This window comes from Pseudomonas sp. FP818 (assembly GCF_030687335.1).
GTDB lineage: Bacteria > Pseudomonadota > Gammaproteobacteria > Pseudomonadales > Pseudomonadaceae > Aquipseudomonas > Aquipseudomonas shahriarae.
On sequence record NZ_CP117427.1, the window covers coordinates 2,495,761 to 2,514,061 of the forward strand.

The 18,301-nt window shown below is 58.4% G+C and carries 13 protein-coding genes and 2 pseudogenes; 9 read left to right on the forward strand and 6 right to left on the reverse strand.

Translation table 11 applies throughout. From position 1 onward, the window contains the following. Positions 1-215 precede the first annotated feature (215 nt). The 3 genes from PSH80_RS11125 to PSH80_RS11135 form a co-directional block, all read right to left on the reverse strand. Positions 216-2,741, reverse strand: coding sequence for a TonB-dependent receptor (locus tag PSH80_RS11125; RefSeq protein WP_057959806.1), 2,526 nt, complete (start codon positions 2,739-2,741; stop codon positions 216-218). 100 nt (positions 2,742-2,841) lie between these two features. Beyond that, entirely contained in the window at positions 2,842-3,636 is a 795-nt protein-coding gene (locus PSH80_RS11130; RefSeq protein WP_305420220.1) for a FecR domain-containing protein, read from the reverse strand. Positions 3,637-3,710: 74 nt separating this feature from the next. Continuing rightward, positions 3,711-4,265, reverse strand: coding sequence for a sigma-70 family RNA polymerase sigma factor (locus PSH80_RS11135; protein ID WP_305420569.1), 555 nt, complete (start codon positions 4,263-4,265; stop codon positions 3,711-3,713). A 1,396-nt stretch (positions 4,266-5,661) separates the two neighbouring features. Here PSH80_RS11135 and PSH80_RS11140 point away from each other — a divergent pair. The 7 genes from PSH80_RS11140 to PSH80_RS11170 all read left to right on the forward strand — a co-directional run bounded on the left by PSH80_RS11140 (position 5,662) and on the right by PSH80_RS11170 (position 13,636). Then, the gene (locus PSH80_RS11140; RefSeq protein ID WP_057959802.1) at positions 5,662-6,801 is read left to right on the forward strand and encodes a transporter substrate-binding protein; all 1,140 of its coding nucleotides are present in this window, start codon (positions 5,662-5,664) and stop codon (positions 6,799-6,801) included. Then, on the forward strand, positions 6,798-7,391 hold the full coding sequence (locus PSH80_RS11145; protein ID WP_305420222.1) for an ANTAR domain-containing response regulator: 594 nt from the start codon (positions 6,798-6,800) through the stop codon (positions 7,389-7,391). Before PSH80_RS11140 ends, PSH80_RS11145 begins: the two co-directional genes overlap by 4 nt. Then, complete coding sequence (locus PSH80_RS11150; protein WP_120732765.1) at positions 7,388-8,236, forward strand: ABC transporter permease; 849 nt, start codon at positions 7,388-7,390, stop codon at positions 8,234-8,236. Before PSH80_RS11145 ends, PSH80_RS11150 begins: the two co-directional genes overlap by 4 nt. Beyond that, a complete protein-coding gene (locus PSH80_RS11155) occupies positions 8,237-9,163 on the forward strand; it encodes an ABC transporter permease (protein WP_057959799.1) in 927 nt (308 codons plus the stop codon). 29 nt (positions 9,164-9,192) lie between these two features. Continuing rightward, positions 9,193-10,812 carry an ABC transporter substrate-binding protein gene (locus tag PSH80_RS11160; protein WP_057959798.1) on the forward strand — a complete coding sequence of 540 codons (1,620 nt, stop codon included), beginning with the start codon at positions 9,193-9,195 and terminating at the stop codon, positions 10,810-10,812. Positions 10,813-10,986: 174 nt separating this feature from the next. After that, entirely contained in the window at positions 10,987-11,835 is an 849-nt protein-coding gene (locus PSH80_RS11165; protein WP_370693724.1) for an acetamidase/formamidase family protein, read from the forward strand. Between the two features lie 55 nt (positions 11,836-11,890). After that, positions 11,891-13,636 (forward strand): ABC transporter ATP-binding protein, encoded by a 1,746-nt coding sequence (locus tag PSH80_RS11170; protein WP_305420225.1) that lies wholly within the window; start codon positions 11,891-11,893, stop codon positions 13,634-13,636. A gap of 406 nt (positions 13,637-14,042) precedes the next feature. Here the strand turns inward: PSH80_RS11170 and PSH80_RS11175 are convergent, their stop codons facing one another. Then, positions 14,043-16,037 carry a methyl-accepting chemotaxis protein gene (locus tag PSH80_RS11175; protein ID WP_057959795.1) on the reverse strand — a complete coding sequence of 665 codons (1,995 nt, stop codon included), beginning with the start codon at positions 16,035-16,037 and terminating at the stop codon, positions 14,043-14,045. Between the two features lie 448 nt (positions 16,038-16,485). On the opposite strand from PSH80_RS11175, the gene PSH80_RS11180 reads away from it, so the two are divergent. Continuing rightward, on the forward strand, positions 16,486-16,914 hold the full coding sequence (locus PSH80_RS11180; RefSeq protein WP_081044259.1) for a hypothetical protein: 429 nt from the start codon (positions 16,486-16,488) through the stop codon (positions 16,912-16,914). Between the two features lie 270 nt (positions 16,915-17,184). Next, positions 17,185-17,494, forward strand: a pseudogene (locus PSH80_RS11185) (transposase); the annotation flags it as partial. Here PSH80_RS11185 and PSH80_RS11190 read toward each other — a convergent pair. Then, a complete protein-coding gene (locus tag PSH80_RS11190; RefSeq protein WP_057959793.1) occupies positions 17,454-17,984 on the reverse strand; it encodes a hypothetical protein in 531 nt (176 codons plus the stop codon). The pseudogene PSH80_RS11185 and the gene PSH80_RS11190 overlap by 41 nt on opposite strands. A gap of 50 nt (positions 17,985-18,034) precedes the next feature. Beyond that, a pseudogene (locus PSH80_RS11195) lies at positions 18,035-18,238 on the reverse strand (chlorhexidine efflux transporter); the annotation flags it as partial. Positions 18,239-18,301 lie beyond the last annotated feature (63 nt).

An 18,301-nucleotide genomic window follows, 5' to 3' on the forward strand; every position in this document is an offset into this window, starting at 1 on the left:
CGATCGGGTCAGGCGGCTTATGACCCGCTTCCGTCATTCAGAACAGGCTAATTGGCAAAAGTCAGACAATTGAACGCGTCGATGAAATAAGGGGCGATTCAAAAGTGTTTTCGGCGTGGCCTCAAGCGCTTGAGCTAAATTTTCCCAGGCCTGAACGTACTCGTCGTACCCCCGGCGCCTTGGCCCAGGGGGTAAGCGTACTACCGAGAAACCGCCTAGAAGCTGTATTTCACATTGAACATCACGTTGCGCGGCGCCCCCCAGAACACTGTGCCGTAATTGCCAATACCACTGTAGTAGTGCTTGTCGAACAGATTGTTGACGTTGAGAGTCGCCTTCAGGTCGCGGGTGACATCATAGCCGCCAACCAGCCCCACCAGTGCGTAAGACTTCTGCTCGAATTTGGCGGTGGGGTCTTTGATCTCGTACCAATCCTCGTCGCTTGGCTTAAAGAACGTCGAACTCTGCCAGTAGGCATTGCCGCCCACGGTGAATTTGTGCCAATCGCCCTGCAAGCGGTAGTTGGTTGCCATCTTGAGCAGGTGCTGCGGCTGGTTGGTGGCCACGCGCCGGTCATCCGCGTTATGGGACTCGGCAAAGGTGTAGCCTGCCATCACCTGCAGGTCATTCATCAGTTCGCCGTTCACCTCCAGCTCGACGCCGCGAGTCGTGACGCCTTTCTCTGCTCGATAGGCACTGCTACCGCTCGGTGTGCTACCGCCGGTGGGTACGGCGAAGTTGTCCTGCTTGAGCTCGAACAGCGCCATGCTGGCATTTAGGCGGTTGTCGAAGTAGGCGCCCTTGATGCCGACCTCATAACTTTCGCCGGAGAGTGGGTCGATAGGTTTACCGTCCGGGCCGAGGCTGTAGGCCTGCGGTTTGAAGATGTCGGTGTAGCTAGCGTAGGCCGTGTGGTAGGCGTCCAGATCGTAGGTGATACCGGCATAAGGCACGATTTCGCTGGAGTTGGTGGCGCTGGCCGGAAGGCGGCGACCGATGGCGTTGATCGTGTCGATGTCCCATTTGTAGTCGACGATACGGGCGCCCAGGATCACTGCCAGCGCGTCGGTCGGTTTAAGGATGGTGGCCGCGAACCCGACTTTCTGCCGTGCTTCGATATTGAAGGTCGACCACCATTCGAAGTCCCTCGGTGTATCGCCATAGCCATCCCATTGGAATACATCGTTGATGATGCCATTGGTAACCCCGTCGTGGCGCTTGGACGTGGATTCGGTATGGGCGATGCTGTAGCCGAATACGGCTTCGTGCATGCGACCACCCAGCGAAAACGGGCCGCGGGCATACAGGTCCAGGCCTTTTTCCTTGCTGGTAGTGTTGAACTTGCTCGCGGTGCCGCTGTTGTTCACATAGCCGCTGGCGCGGTCGACGTTGCCGGCGATGAAGCCGTGGGAGATGCTTGCGTCGGCCTGAATGGCCTCACTGCTGATGCCCGAGATCAGCTCCCTCGAACGGTAGTCGCGGCTGCTGGCGACCCCCTTGAGGACCCAGTCGTTGTCGAAGCTGTGGGCCAACTCCACGAAAGTGCGCTGGGTTTCCTGATTGCGCCAGGTCCAGCGATCGGCAGCGTTGGTGTCACGATCGAACTTGGCCCTGCGGCCATCCATAAAGAACGCGGGCAGGGCACCGGTGGTGCTGCCGTTGTCATAGTTTTTCTGTACGTCATGGCCGAGTGTGAGCAGGGTTTTCTCGCTCAAGTCGGCTTCCAGCACACCGTAGAAGGTATTTTGTTCGCCGGTCAGGTAATCGACATAACTGCGCTGCGACTGCGTACCCGCGACCATGCGGCCACGGATATTGCCGCTGTCGGTCAACGGCCCGGCGAAGTCAAAATCGGCCTGGTATTTATCCCAGGAGCCTGCGCCGACACTGATATGGCCCTGCGCCTCGGCAGTCGGGCGCTTGCGCACCAGGTTGATGACCCCCGAAGGATTGCCGGAGCCGTTGACCAGGCCGGTCGCACCCTTGAGCACTTCGACTCGGTCATAGATCAGGCTGTTGCCGATACTGTAGTTGTCGCGCAATGAGCCGCCGTCCGAGGACAGGCTGGGCACGCCATCGAACTGGAAGTTATCCAGCTTGAAACCGCGCGAATAGAAAGTGAAGGCCTCGGAGCTTTCCTGGTTGACGGTGATGCCAGGGGTTTGCTTCAGGACATCGGAAACACTTTGCAGGTTCTGGTCGTCCATCTGCTGGCGTGTCACTACGCTGATTGACTGTGGAGTCTTGCGCAGGCTCAGGTCCAGGCGTGTGGCGGCGGCAGTTGCGCCGGTGGTGTAGGAACCACTGCCTTCTGTGGTGACGCTCAAGCTTTGGCCGGTGATGCTGGTTGCATCCAGTTGCAGCGCTGAACCGGCCTGCGCCTGAGGCGCAAGCACCCAATTGTTACCCACCAGCAGAGCTTCCAGCCCGCTACCAGCCAGCAGTTGGGCAAACCCCTGCTCGGTGCTGAAGCGACCTTTTAGCCCGCGACTCTGTTGTCCCTGGGTCAGCGTCGCATCAAACGACAGCAGCACCCCGGCCTCGCGGGCGAAGCGGTTCAAGGTTGCTACCAACGGCCCCGGGGGAATGTCGTAAACGCGGCTGACCTGTTCGGCATGGGCCTGGGCATCCGTTGACAGCAGCGGGGCCAGCATCCCGACCTGCAGCGCTATGGCGCTGCCAAGCAGCAGGGGGGTGAGGTGTTTTCGGCGCGCGTGTGGGTAGATTGTCGCTCTAGACATGACAGCTCCTTAAAATGCCTGTTTGGGCGGTTTTCAGAAGAGCTCGTACGAGAGTGGCCAATCCGACAATGCAACTGAGAATTTTTTTCATTCGTTTTGTTTAAGCGGCCGGGGTGAGCCTGACCCAATAGCGCGTCCAGGTATTGACCTTCAGCTTTAGCGCCCCGGCGATTGCCACCAGTGCGCGGTCGGTGTCATCCAACGGGTACACCCCGGCGAGACGCAGCTGCGCCACATCGTCACTACAGCTCAACACGCCCGGGCGGTAACGCTGGAGTTCGGCCAGAGCGCGGCGCAGCGGCCAGCCGTCCAACACCAACTGACCTTCGCGCCACTCAGTGCTAGCAAGGTCAGCCGCACGGGGCTCGGATAGCGGCCCGCTGTTGAAGGTCAGGGCCATGCCAGCATCGACCCGCACTTCGTGTTCGCTTGCGGCGTTGTGCACCGCGACAGCGTGTTCGATGACGATCAGCTCTGTGCGGTCTGCATGCAGGCGCACGTTGAAGCGGGTACCGAGGGCGCGCATTCGGCCATGCACCGTGTGCACGCGCAACGGGCGTGGGTCGCTAGCGGTGTAAACGGCAATCTCTCCCTCGACCAGTTCTATCAGCCGCTGGTCTGCGCTGTAGCGGATATCGACGGCAGAATCTGTATTGAGCGTCAGCCGCGTACCGTCCTCCAAGGTCAGGCTGCGGCGTTCGCCCTTGACGGTGCGCACGTCGGCCAACCAAACCGGCGAGTGGCGATAACCCGTCCAGACAGCCCCCTGAAACGCCAAGACCCAGCACCAGGCCCTTGAGTAGCGTACGCCGCCCCAGTTCCCCATGGCCTGCGACAAGGGTGTGCCGTGCCAGCGGACCGGGAACACCGGCAAGATCTGCTTGCAACCGCTCAAGGCGCTCCCACGCCCAACCGTGCAACGGCGACTGATCGAGCCAGACCTGCCACTGCCTGCGGTTATCCGCACAGTCACGCGCCGCGTGGAGGCGCGCATGCCATTGCGCCGCCTCGCGCAGGGCTTTGCGTTGATCGGAAGGATTCATAGTGCGCATCGAAAGCGAACAGCAGGCACCGCTCTGTCGCCTTGGCCATGTACTTGGTCACCGAGCTGACGGACACCCCGAGGCGCTGCGCGACCTCAGGGTAGCTCAGGCCATCGAGCTGTACGTACAGGAAGGTATCTCGCACTTTCTGGCCCAGGCCGTCGAGCATGGCATCCAGTTGCATCAGGGTTTCCAGCATCAGTAGGCGCTGTTCGGGGGAGCACTCCTCGAGGAGCGGCTGGCTGCCCAGAAACTCAAGGTAGGCCTGCTCCAGGTTGCGTCGGCGCAATTGGTCGATCATCACCCTTCGGGCCACCGTGGCCAGGAAGCTGCGCGGCTCTCTCAATGGCTGGCGCAGTGCGCTGCTGATCAGGCGCAAGAACGTGTCCTGGGTGATATCCGCCGCACGATCTGCATCACCTAGGCGCCGACGAATCCAGCCCTGAAGCCATTGGCTATGGTCGCGATAGAGCGCATGCATATCATCCTGGGGGGAGGATTCGGGCGACTGAGGGTAGGACACCTAGATCTTCCTAGTTACAAGATGCGGATAAGAATTGATCTTAATTATAAGCAGGCGAGGAAGGTTTGCAATGCAGTAGAAGGTGCCGATTTAAGTACGCGGATAGGTGGCGGACGCTGCCATGCCCTCGGTATTGCTTCATCGTCCTGCATAGGGAAGGGGGCCCGCATCGTTTCTGCTCTGGCTCGGTTAGGTACTGGGTGACGCCATCCACGCCTGAAAGAGTGTGTAGTGGTCTTATGAATCCGATCAGCACCATGGCCGCCAGTCAGGCTCACCCAAGCTCTTCGACCTGGGTCCAGTGATCCTCCGTCTGCGCCTCCTTCTGTTTCAGGCGATCTGGGCGACGGTGCACCAGGTAAGGGAGCAGGTCTGAGTTCGGCATCGGTGTTCCTCCTTGGAGTGAACAGCGTAGCAGTTGGGTTGCTTGGTGGTGGGTTGTGTTCGGTCGGCAGGACGCTAGGGGAGGGGCAAATCAGTTCCCAAATAAAGAAGATAGACCGCATTCTACGCGGTCTCCAGAGGGGATTTTTTGTGCTGGTTTCGGAAGTAAATATCTCTACAGGTCACAGCCCGCTTACGTTTCCAGATCGGATTGCAAATCGGCCTACGCCGGTTCGATTCCGACCTCGGTCTCCATTCTTGAAAGCCCCGTAGATTAACGTCTACGGGGTTTTTTATTGTCTGCCATTTGGTCATCGCTTCCGCAATTTTTCGGATCGCTTTCGCAACCCTGCCGTCTTTCGAGAAATTTAAGACGCCGTTATCGCTATGCCTCTCCTAGATTGGACATGGGGTTGTGCTCGAGACTAAGGAGACTAAACATCCACTAACCGCCAAAAACGGACACCAAGGGCGTCTACGAAACCCGGGGCGATTCAAAGCGTTAATTTTTAGTGTTCTTCGTCTTAGATGGAACCCACACCCGATTGATACAAGGGCGGTTCGCTTCTGCTACGCCGCGCGTACTACATCAGCGTGCCCTTTATTACGTTGCGTCACACCGGCTATTGAGGTTTGTCAGTTTCCAAGGTCGGCGACCTGGGAATTTACGTTACACACCCATTCATAAAGCGGGCAGTGTTCCCGTCAAAAACCTCACATTTGATGTGCACCTCTTAGGTGCAAAATACAGTGCTACGGCTCAGACCGGTGCGCTGGCTGTCATGAGCATTGAGGATAAGGCCGATTTTCAGCAAAAAACCAATTTGGCACACTTTTTCCATAGAGAAATAAACGAGTAAGCCAGGCCCCGGCCTTTAAGTCTTGCCTACATCATGCGCCCAAGCGCCAGGTAATGAAGCCTGATCGACCAGTCCACTGGTCTATCAGGTTTTTTTTTGGGAGTGAATAAATGCGCCACACAATCGATGTCGGACTCTTGCTCTCTATCGATGGGACTTACCAGTGCATAGGCCGGAATGCTCTGGCAGGGGCCACACACGCACTGCAGGAAATCAATGCCAATCCCGATTACCCATTTACCTTACAAGTTACCCATATCAATCCGCAGGGCTTCTTGCACAGTTACAGCGAAGGCGCTGTTCAATTGATGCAGGCCGGGGTTCGGCATATTTTTGGTGCGACGACCTCGGCCAGCCGCAAGGAAATCATTCCGGACCTCGAGCAGAACGGGAGCCTGTTGTGGTACGCCTGTCCGTATGAAGGTTTTGAAAGCAGTGAGAACGTCCTTTATCTGGGCGGGTGTCCGAATCAGACGTTGATCCCGTTGTTGCGGTATGCCTTGCAGGCGTTTGGTTCTTGCGCTGCGTTGATCGGTTCGAATTACATCTGGGGTTGGGAAAGTAACCGCGTCGCACGGGAAGTGCTCGATGTCGCAGGCGGCACTGTGCTTCTGGAAAAGTACGTGCATTTGGGCACGACTCGCTTCAGTGAGCTTATCCAGACCCTGATAACTGAAAAACCGGCGTTTGTGCTCAATAATCTAGTCGGTGAGTCCTCCTACGTCTTCTTGCAGCAATTGGACGCGGCGTGTCTTGCCGTCGGCTTGAATCTACCGGTGTTGAGCTGCAACCTGACGGAAGCCGAGCTGCCTGAAGTCGGCGTCATGCGGAGCCTGCGCCTGTTGTCGTGCGGCCCATTTTTTGAGGATGTAGACCGGGCTTTCAGCCAGCAGCAACGCCGCCAACATGGACTGTACCCGTTGTCGCATTTTTACACCGGGATGTACGTCGCCTTGCACTTGTTTGCAAAGGCCTTGGACCAGTGTGGCAGCGACGATCCCGAGCTCATTTGTAACTACCTCTACGAACACCCCCAGCACAGTGTGCTCGGCACGTTAAACATTTCTGCGCACAACAATCACTGCAGCCAGCCTTGCCATATCGCCGAATTGCGCGAAGGGCGCTTTGTGGTACTGCACAGTGAAGCGCAATCGTTGCCAGCCGATCCCTACCTGACTGCCACTGACCTGAGTGAATTCCAACGCCTGCGCACGATTGCGCCAGCGCCCCGCCTGAGGATCGTCAAATGAGCCTGCTCAAACGCCCGGACTTCGAAAGTGGTCGATTGCTGTTGGTTGACTGCGAACCGCGTACGTTGGCCAGTCTGCAGAAAAGCCTGCAACGCCTGGGCATCACGCCGCAGGCGCTGTTTGAAGACGCGCAGGATTCGCTTGAAGGCTGCTTTGCCGCCGTGGTCGATCTGGAGCACTTCGCCAGTCCCGCCACCCTGCAACGGCTTAACAGCACCGGTGTGCCAATCGTGGCGTTGACGCCCCACGAAACCCTGTCGCAGATCCAGCGCGCCATCGAGCTGGGGGCGACCGCCTTGTTGAACAAACCGATTACCCAGGGCTCTGTCTACACTACGCTGATGATGGCGATCAGTTTGCGTGAGCGATTGGACAGTGATGCGCGAACCCTCGAAGCGCTGCGCCAGCGCCTCGATGCGCGACCTCTGCTGGCCCAGGCATTGGCGCGGTTGATGGTTGAGCACAAGATTGACGAGCGCGAGGCTTATGAGCGCCTGCGCAGCCTGTCGATGCACCTTAATCGCAGCCTGGATGACCTGTGTGCGGGCATGGCCGCCGATTATCTTCAGCAAGGCGGGGCGTGCCAATGAAAGTGTTGCGCGCCTTGATTCGCCGGCCCGCGGTGGCGTTGTCGTTGTTGTACATCGTCATCGTGGTGCTGTTGGCGCTGTTTGCACCGTGGATGAGCCCTCACGATCCGTCCGAGCAATTTGTCGAAGGCCTGTCAATGGAGGGCGCGCCGCTACCGCCAGATATGCCGTATTGGCTGGGCACTGACCTGCTGGGTCGCGACTTGCTGTCGCGCCTGATCTACGGCGCACGTACCTCACTGTTCATCGGCCTGCTTGCCAACGGCCTGGCCGTGCTGATCGGCACCTTGGTGGGCTTGAGCGCAGGTTTTCTGCGGGGCTGGATCGGCAGCACGCTGATGCGCTTTACCGACTTGATGATGGCGTTCCCGGCGCTGCTGTTGGCGATTGCGTTGTCGGCGATTTTCCAACCCAGCGTGTGGATCGTTGCGTTGGTCATCGCCATGGTCAACTGGGTGCAGATTGCCCGGGTGATCTACTCCGAGACCATCGCCTTGAGTGCCCGTGACTTCGTGGCGGTGGAGAGGACCTTGGGCGCGAGCTCGCTGCGCATCCTGTTTTCGCACCTGCTGCCCCATTTGCTGCCGACGATTCTGGTATGGGCGACCCTGGGTATTTCGACCACGGTGCTGCTCGAAGCCACCCTGTCGTACCTGGGAGTGGGGGTCCAGCCGCCAACGCCAAGTTGGGGCAACATCATTTTTGAAAGCCAGACCTATTTCACCTCCGCGCCATGGTTGGTGTTCTTCCCCGGTATCGCGATTGTCCTGCTGTCGCTGGCTTTCAACCTGGTCGGTGATGCCCTGCGCGATGAACTCGATCCTACCCTGCAAGGGAGAAGCTGAATGTTCGCCTTCATCACTCGTCGCATCGGCTATTCGTTGCTGATTTTGCTCGGCGTGACCTTCATCACCTATCTGTTGCTGTTCATGCTGCCTGCCGACCCTGCGCGCCAGATTGCCGGGCGCAGTGCCACACCGGAAGTGGTGGCGGGGATTCGTACGCAGTTGGGCCTGGATTTGCCGTTCTATCGGCAGTACGCCAACTACCTGGGCAACCTGGTGCAAGGTGATCTGGGGCGCTCCTATATCCAGCGCAGCCCGGTGACCGAGTTGATCGGCTCGCGCCTGCGGCCATCGCTTGAGTTGATGGCTGCCGGTATTGGTTTCGAATTGCTGATCGGCATCAGCCTGGGTGTGATCGCGGCGTTGCGGCGCGACAGTTGGGCCGACAAGGCGCTTATGGCGCTCTCGTTCATCGGCGTGTCAGCCCCGCAATTCATCGCTGCGATGCTCTTCCTGTACTTCTTCGCCGTAAAACTGGGCTGGTTTCCACTAGGGGGCTATGGCGGGTTCGAGCATCTGCTGCTGCCGGCGCTGACCCTGGGGATTCTCGGCAGCGGCTGGTATTCGCGCATGGTGCGCTCCTCGATGATCGAGGTGTTGCATCAGGACTTCATTCGCACCGCCCGGGCCAAGGGCCTGAGCCGGGTGCGCGTGGTTCTGCGGCATGTACTCCCCAACGCCATTGTGCCGGTGATCCCGATGATCGGCATCGATATCGGCATCTTCATGGGTGGGCTGGTGGTGGTCGAGTCGGTCTTTGGCTGGCCGGGAATCGGCCAGTTGACGTGGCAAGCCATTCAGCAGGTGGACATTCCGGTGATTGTCGGCGTGACCACGGTTTCAGCGGTCGCCATCGTGCTGGGCAATCTGGTCGCAGACCTGGTGATCCCATGGGTCGATCCGCGCATCGACATCCAAAAACACTAAAAAACACATCATAGGTAAGGGGCTGGAGCATGAATCGCAAAGCATTATCCTTGGCCATCGCGGCTGCATTGTTCGCCGGGAATCTTCTGGCCGATGACTTCGATCCAAACGCAAAAGACGGTGGCGCCGCAGTCATTACCTATCAGAACGACGTGGCCACACTTGACCCCGCCATTGGCTACGACTGGCAGAACTGGTCGATGATCAAAAGCCTGTTCGATAGCCTGATGGACTACAAGCCCGGAACCACGGAGCTGGTCAAGGACCTGGCATCGGACTACACCATCTCCGATGACGGCACGGTCTACACCTTCACCTTGCGTAAAGGCGTGAAGTTCCAGAACGGTCGCGAGCTCAAGGCCAGCGACGTCAAGTACTCCCTGGAGCGCACCGTCAACCCGAAAACCCAGAGCCCGGGCGCCGGCTTCTTCAGCCCGATCGTGGGCTATGACGAAATGAGCACCCAAAAGGCCGAACACTTGTCGGGCATTGAAGTGGTGGACGACTACACCGTCAAGATCACCCTCAAGGAGGCGAGTGCGACGTTCCTGCATGTGATGGCGATCAACTTCTCCTCTGTGGTGCCCAAGGAAGAAGTCGAGAAGTGGGGCGCCGATTTCGGCAAGCATCCGGTCGGTACGGGTGCCTACAGCCTGGAGCAGTGGAAGCTTGGACAACAGATTGTCTTCAAGAAAAACCCCAACTATTTCAAGGCTGGCCTGCCGCACCTGGACAGCATCACCTTTGAAGTGGGCCAGGACCCGATGGTCGCCCTGCTGCGCTTGCAAAAGGGTGAAGTCGACATCGCCGGTGACGGTGTGCCGCCCGCCAAGTTCCTGGAATTCAAGAACGATCCAAAGTTCAAGCACCTGGTGGTGACCGGTGACCAGTTGCAAACCGGCTACCTGACCCTGAAAACCACGATGCCGCCGTTCGACAACCTCAAGGTACGCCAGGCAGTGAACATGGCGATCAGCAAGGATCGTATCGTGCGCATCATCAATGGTCGTGCGGTCCCGGCCAACCAGCCGCTGCCGCCGGCCATGCCGGGCTACGACAAGGACTATAAAGGCTATGCCTACGACGTCGAGGCGGCGAAAAAACTGCTGGCAGACGCCGGTTTCGCCAAGGGCTTTGACACCGAACTGTACGTGATGAACACCGATCCGCAACCGCGTATCGCCCAAGCCATCCAGCAAGACCTGGCCAAGGTCGGTATCCGGGCGCAGATCAAATCCCTGGCACAAGCCAACGTGATTGCAGCCGGCAGTTCCAAGGATCAGGCACCGATGGTGTGGTCAGGTGGCATGGCCTGGATTGCCGACTTCCCGGACCCGTCGAACTTCTACGGGCCGATCCTGGGCTGCGGCGGTGCGATTGACGGCGGCTGGAACTGGGCACTGTATTGCAACAAGACGCTGGATGCACTGGCGGCCAAAGCCGACAGCATGGCCAAGCCGGAGCAACAAGCCGAGCGCATCGCGCTGTGGAAGAAAATCTTCATCGACGTGATGGCTGACGCGCCGTGGGTGCCAATCTTCAACGAGCAGCGCTTCACCGTGCGTTCTGCGCGCATGGGCGGCTCCGATTCGCTGTACGTCGACCCGGTTCACGTGCCGGTCAACTACGACTACATCTACCTCAAGTAACGCGCGGTCGACCTGACGATCAGCCTTTGCCACGCCTGCCAAAAGGCGTGGCCTTCAACGCGGAGACCTTCCCTTATGTGCCAGAACTGCCTGGTCAAGACCATTCATAGTGTCAACAGCCATTTTGGCTGGGACAACCGCTTCGAACCAACCGCACAGGTAACGCCGGGCTCTATGCTTGAATTCTGCTGCCTTGATTCGTCCAACGGGTTCTTTACGCCCAACTCGGTGGTGAGTGACGTGGGCAAGGTACCGTTCGACAAAATCAACCCGGTTACCGGGCCTATTTTCGTCGAAGGGGCTGAACCAGGAGATGTGCTCAAAATTACCCTCGACAGTTTCAAGCCCAGCGGCTTTGGCTGGACGGCGAATATTCCGGGCTTCGGCCTGCTGGCCGACCAGTTCAAGGACCCGGCCCTGGCCCTGTGGCATTACGACAAGGTCAACCTGGCCCCTGCGGCGTTCAGTGATTTTGCCCGTGTTCCGCTCAAACCTTTCGCTGGCACCATCGGCCTGGCCCCAGCGCAGGCAGGGTTACATTCGGTGGTTCCACCACGCCGGGTCGGCGGCAATCTGGACATTCGGGACCTGTCCGCTGGCACCACGTTGTACTTGCCGGTGGAGGTCAGTGGCGCATTGCTGTCGATCGGTGATACCCACGCGGCACAAGGTGATGGAGAGGTGTGTGGCACCGCGATTGAAAGCGCCATGGACGTGGTGGTGAAAATCGACCTGATCAAGGATACCCCGCTGGCAACCCCGCGCTTCAGCACACCTGGCCCGGTCACACGCCACCTCGATTCTGCCGGCTACGAAGCGTTCACCGGGATCGGCCCGGACCTGATGCAAGCGGCGCGTCAAGCCGTGAGCAATACCATCGACTGGCTGTGCCGTGAACACGCTATGCCGGCAGAGCAGGCCTATATGTTGTGTTCGGTATGCGGCGATCTGCGTATCAGTGAAGTTGTCGACCTGCCCAACTGGGTGGTGTCGTTCTACTTCCCGAAAGTCGTGTTTGCCTGATGCGTTTTCATTGCGAGCGGCTTGATGTATGCCGCTTCAATCGCGAGGAGCTTTGATGAGTAACGGGATCTCCAAGCCGATTCTGTCGGTGCAGCATTTATCCATTGATGTCGGCCTGGGGGCCACGCCCCGGCGGGTGGTCGATAACCTTAATTTCGACCTGTATCCGGGACAGACGCTGTGTATCGCCGGAGAGTCCGGTAGCGGAAAATCACTGTCGTCGTTGGCGATCATGGGGCTGTTGCCTAAGGCCGTGCGGGTGGCGGAGGGTGCTATCAGGTTTGCCGAGCGCAACCTGATCGGGATGCCTGAGCGCGAACTTCAGCAGTTGCGTGGCAAAGAGATTGGCATGATTTTCCAGGAACCGATGACCTCGCTGAATCCGCTGATGACCGTTGGTCAGCAGTTGGAGGAAACGCTGCTGCGCCACGAACCGCTGGGGCGTCAGACCCTACGCCTGCGAGTCAAGGAAATGCTGGCGTCGGTACGCATGCCGCAGGTCGAAAAACGTCTACAGCAGTACCCCCATGAACTCTCCGGTGGCATGCGCCAGCGTGTGATGATCGCGATGGCCATGCTTTGCCGGCCCAAGGTGTTGATTGCTGATGAACCGACCACAGCACTCGACGTCACTATTCAGGCGCAGATTCTGGAATTGATGCGCGAGTTGCAGCAGGTGTACGGCACCAGCTTGCTGATGATCACTCACGACATGGGCGTGGTCGCGGAAATGGCCGACCAAGTGGTCGTCATGAATCATGGCCGTACCGAAGAACAGGCACCGGTGCGTCAACTGTTTACAGAGCCGCAGGCAGACTACACGCGTAAATTGCTCGCAGCCGTTCCGGTGTTGGGCACCGTGGGTCAACCGGAGAACATCAGCCAGCAGCCGGTGATTTTGCAGGTTCGCGATTTGTCCGTACGTTTTCCCGTGCGTACCGGCTGGTTTGAGGAGAACCGGCAAGTGCATGCGGTCGAGGGCGTCAACTTCGAGTTGCGCCAGGGCGAAACGCTGGGGCTGGTGGGGGAGAGCGGTTGCGGCAAGTCCAGTACGGGCAAGGCCCTGATGAACATGCAGGCTTACCAGGGCAGCGTGAAGTTGTTCGGCAAAGAGCTCAACGGCCTGCAAGGCGCCGACCTTCATGCGGTGCGGCGGGATATCCAGATGGTGTTTCAGGACCCCTATGCGGCCTTGAACCCACGCAAGAACATCCTGGAACTGGTGGGCGAGCCTTTGTTGATTCACCACCAGTTGCCCCTGGCGCAACGCCAGGAACGGGTCGCTGAACTGCTTCGCCAAGTCGACATGCCAGTCGACACGATGTATCGCTACCCCCACCAGTTCTCCGGTGGCCAGCGCCAGCGCATCTGTATCGCACGGGCGCTGGCGCTCAACCCGAAAGTCATCATCGCCGACGAATCCGTTTCGGCCCTTGATGTTTCGGTTCAGGCTCAGGTGCTGGAATTGCTTGAGCATTTGCGTGAGGTGCATCGGCTCAGTTACTTGTTCATTTCCCATGACATGGCGGTGGTCGAGCGCATTTGTCATCGTGTGGCCGTCATGTACGGCGGTCAGATCGTCGAGATTGGCCGCCGCGATCAGGTCCTGGGCAACCCTCAACATCCTTACACCAAGCGCCTGCTCAGCGCCGTCCCAATGCCGGACGTTGACCGTAAGCGCGATTTCAAGGCGCTCTTGCATGAGTTCGAGCAACCAAGCCCGATCAAGTCAAAAGGCTTTGAAGCGCCGGCGCAGAAGTTTCAGGACTTGGGGAACGAGCATTGGGTAGCGGTAGGCTAACCAGCTGTAGGGAGAGGTGAGCAATAACGACCTGACAGCGGAGCAGAGGCAAACGATCTTTGCGTTATCGGCAGGAATGGCGCGCGCTGCTGTGGCGCACACCTCCGGCTTTGTGATGGGGGCGGTTGTTGCGCCCCGGCAGTTCTGGCCCCTCAGTGGATTCTGGTCTGGAATAAAAATCAGCCCTTCGATTTCCAGGTTCAATGACGAGGCTTGCATCGTTACGCGGTGTAGCTTGGGGAGCCCAAGCTCAAGCTCTCTGATCGCTTTAGTCGACTGACCGCTCCACATGGACAGAATGCCCAGCAGCATGCATGACACACCGCCTATGTGGCGAAATCTCGCACTGGGATCTGCCAGAATAGTCCCACTCCCGTGGTTTGCACGGGAGTGTTTCACTCATTTATCAGCGCACTTTGAAGCGGCTCATCAACGTAATCACCCGGCCATTGGCATCCAGCAGGCTTTGCGTATTGGTTTCAGTGGCATGGCCACTTTCCACCAGCTCTTCGACCATATGTCGGATCTGCACCATGCTGCGGTTGATCTCTTCGGTCACCGCACTTTGCTGCTCGGCCGCGGTGGCGATCTGCGTGCTGAGGTTGTTGATATGGCTGACAGAGCCGGCCATTTCGTCCAACCCAGTGTTGACGCGTGCCGTGGCATCCGCCGCTGACTGGCAGCTGGCCTGGGTGTTTTCCATTGCCGTCACCGACGAACTCACGCCAGTGGTCAGGCGCGCCAACATCTCGTTGATCTGCGAGGTGCTGGCCTGGGTGCGTGCGGCCAACGCCCGGACTTCGTCGGCGACCACCGCAAACCCACGGCCTTGTTCGCCAGCACGCGCCGCTTCAATGGCCGCGTTGAGTGCCAACAGGTTGGTCTGGCCGGCAATCGCGCCGATCACGCCGAGGGTTTCGGTGATACGTGCGGCGTCCTGGCGCATGTTTTCTACGGTGTGGGTGGCGCTGGCCACTTCGCCGATCAGCGCGCTGACGCTGGTCGAGGCTTCGCCCACCACCACGCGGGAGCGGTCGGCGTGTTCGTTGGCGCGCTGGGTGAACGAGGCGGTTTCAGCGGCGTTTTGCGCGACGGTGTCGGCGGTGGAGCTCATTTCGGTGATGGCCGTGACCGTCTGATCGGTTTCCGAGGCGTGCCGCACCAGAATCCGGTTGGTCTGCGCCGAGGTCTGCTGCAATTGCTCAAGCCCCGAGGCCATGGCGCCCGTGGCCTGGGTCACTTCGCCGATCATGTTCTGCAGGTAGATGATAAAGCGGTTTACCGAGTGGCCGATGGCGCCCATTTCATCCTCAGCACGGATGGTGATGCGCTTGGTCAGGTCGGCATCTCCGGCAGACAGCGAGTCGATATTGGTGCGCAGCGACTTCATGCGTTGCACCAGATTGCGAATCGCATAGAACGCCAGCAGCACCAGCAGCAGTACCATCGGGATTTGCAGCAGCGCCAGGCTGCCGAGCACATCGTCACGCTGGGCGGTGATCAGCGAGGTGGGCAGGGCAGTGGCGAGGAACCACGGGGTGCCCTCGATTGGGCGCATGTAAAAGGTGCTGGCCACTCCCTGGTTGTCGAATTCACCGCGCTGCAGGGCCTGGTCGCGATGGGCAAGGGCCTTGCTGACCTGGGCGGCAAACGCCGAGGTGCCGGTCAGTTCGCTGATGTTCTTGAGCACCACCGGGCTACTGATGCGCGTGCTGTTGCTGATGATCTTGCCGTCGCCTTCGACGATCAGCATCTGGCCGCCGATGTCTTTTTCCTTGCTGGCCACCAGCTCATTGAAAAAGCCCAGGGTCACGTCGATGGTGGCGACGCCGTAGGCCGCGCCGTCCCGCTGGATGGCCATGGCGCAGTTGGTGCGCGGCTCCTGGCTGGCGTCGTCCTTGTAGGCGGCGGCCCAGGCGCATTGGCCACGGGGCGAGGCGAGGCCGCCTTTGTACCAGCTCTGGTCGTAATAATTGGGTGCGGCGTCGCTGTTCCAGAACGTATTCACCGCCAGCTTGCCCGAGGCATCGCGGTGCCAGAACGTGCTGTGCTTGTTGCGCCCCGGCGTGCGCTGGTTGGGCAGCGGCCAGATACCGCCGCCGAAGACTTTCAGCTCGCCATACTGATCCACCAGGCCGGGCAGCACCTTGTCGATGGCGTCACTGTCGAGCAGCGGGATGGTTTGGGTGATGCTGCGTTGCTGGGCTTGAACCTTGTTGAGTTCGCCCTGGATCTGCACAGCTACCTCGGCGATGCGGTTGAGCACCACCTGTTCTTCAGTGTGTTTTAACGTGGGGGCGACCAATTGGCCGATGCCGACGACGGTTAGTACCGATAACACCAGGACGAACAGCACCAGGAACAGGGTGTAGCGGGTCTGGATGGAGCGCAGTGTGGGCATGGAGGTCGTCCTTACGAAGCGTTTATTATCGACGCGGCTTTATTAGAGCTTCGTCGGGCTATCGGCTTGGCAAGGAAGAGCTTTAGGTACGACGGTGCTGAGTTAATCGGCTTGACCGTGACCTTGCGCGCATCAGCTGCGAGGTTACCCATTGGAGGGTGGCTTAATCGCCGGTTTTACCTCCGTGAAGGCCGAGCCTTGGGTGCGGTCGAAATGATCATTGGCACCTGTAAAAATGCAGTCCGTGGTCTTGTTTTTCCTGAGGGTGTCGTTAGCGTCGCTGGTACTGCGGAAGGCATGCTGTACCGCACGCGCACCCATGTGAAACGGCCAACTTATCCAAGATGCTTGTGTGGGTACATGCACGATACTTAATAACGTTGAGCATCATAAAGGGACGGTCGATATGAAGGGAAGTTTTACGTTAGGTCTATGGGTGGCATGTTTCGTGAGCAGTGTTACGGCGCAGGCAGATGAACTACCGCGTAGCGAGCAGATAAAAGCATTCCACGCTGCTGGATTTAACCAAGAGACGTCGGAGTGTGAAATTCAGGAAACTGGTAGCTACAGGCCGGTAACCATGGAATTGGTTGAGGACCTGAACGGTGACGGCCGACCGGATGCGTTGATTACCGAAGGCAGCACTTACTGTTATGGGCAAGCAGGTACTGGATTTTATCTGGTAAGTCAGCAGCCTGACGGCCACTGGAAACTCATGCTCAAAGAAAGCGGTGTCGCTGAGTTTCTCGCTAGCAAAGGCAGTAATGGTTGGCCTGATGTTGAGGTCGGTGGCCCGGGCTTGTGTTTTCCAGTGCTGCGTTACGACGGGCAAAGTTATCGAGTTCACCATAGTGTTGGTGAACGGTGTGCTGACTAGCCGTAAAAGTCCGATGGCCCAAAGGCCAAACGAAGGCCGGTCAGCCGAGGACTACGGTGGCTGCTTTTGAATCTGGCGCGCGGTGTTCCAGGTCGCTATCGGTGTTAAGCATAATGTCTGTGACGTTATGGTCGCTATGCCGTCGGAATCGAGGCATTTAGCGCTGGGATAATAGCGAAGTATCGGCGCTGAATTTAGCCATAACGTCCATTATGCGAGGCGCTTTTGCACCGAGAAACAGATGTCCTTCGCCGATGCCGAGTATGCCGGCAAACGTATGTGTGCGGCGATGCGGGTTGTACCGGTGAGGAGAAGCGTGCCGAGCATCAGAACCGCGCGATGATGTGGGCGATCGCCGCGCGTCCTAGCAGCTATAGAAGGCGCGGAAAAAAGAGCTTGATCGGGCTGTATGCGACGCAAGATTGAATACGCCAAAGCGTAGGTGCGGGCCAAGGTTGAACATGCCTTTCGTGTGATCAAGCGCCAGTTTGGCTACACGAAAGAACGCGTACGCTCGCGAACGTTTACAACCATAGGGGTCATGCAGCAACGTAGACAAGAACCGGCTGGAGGCAAGTGAGTGGCGGTGCCGAATCGAGCATGTCGGCAGGTTCACACCATGGATAGCTGCGACCTTGAAGCCAATCCATTATTTTCTGCATATGCTGGGAAGGGCACTCCAACATGTGTTCGATAGTAATGGACAGTTGCATGGCCAGGCCGCTTTGCGGTGAAAAGACCCAATGATATTCCCCACAGCCTACGCGCAACTCTCCAGTTGCTTTTGTTGACATGCCAACCAGCCATTTGCACCTATGAGCATGTGCTTCGGGCTTTGGAGGGGCACCGAAGCAGAATGTATAAACGTTCTCATATTGCAGGCTAAAGCTGCGTACCAGTACTTCAGCAATATCTTCGCGCCCCTGGACGTTGGGGGGAAATTGGATGGTGCTTGTCTGCACCAGCATGGTAAGAGTTGCGTCTGGACTGAAAGCATGCCGCAACAAGTCAGGCCGATTTCCGTCCTTGCCGAAGATGTAGTTCTCAATCGCTTTGGTGGCGTTTTTCATGCACAAATCCTAGTGCTGCTACAGGTGGGCCAATCGGGATTCCGGGCGGATTACGGGTTAACCGAAACCTGCTCCTTCGCGGACTCTGGTACATCAAACACCCTATCAAAGACCCACTGAAACGCCAGCGCGTAAAAGAAGAAGAAAACGAACAGCCCCAGATCGGTGACCAGTGCAGCCCACCAGGAAATTTCCAGCCACCATGCCACCAGTGGCACCCACAGTAGAACTAGCCCACCCTCAAAACCCAGTGAGCGCTGCGATCACCGGTCATGGGCTGCTGCTGGCAAACAATGTACTGGTAGCCGACAGCCTCA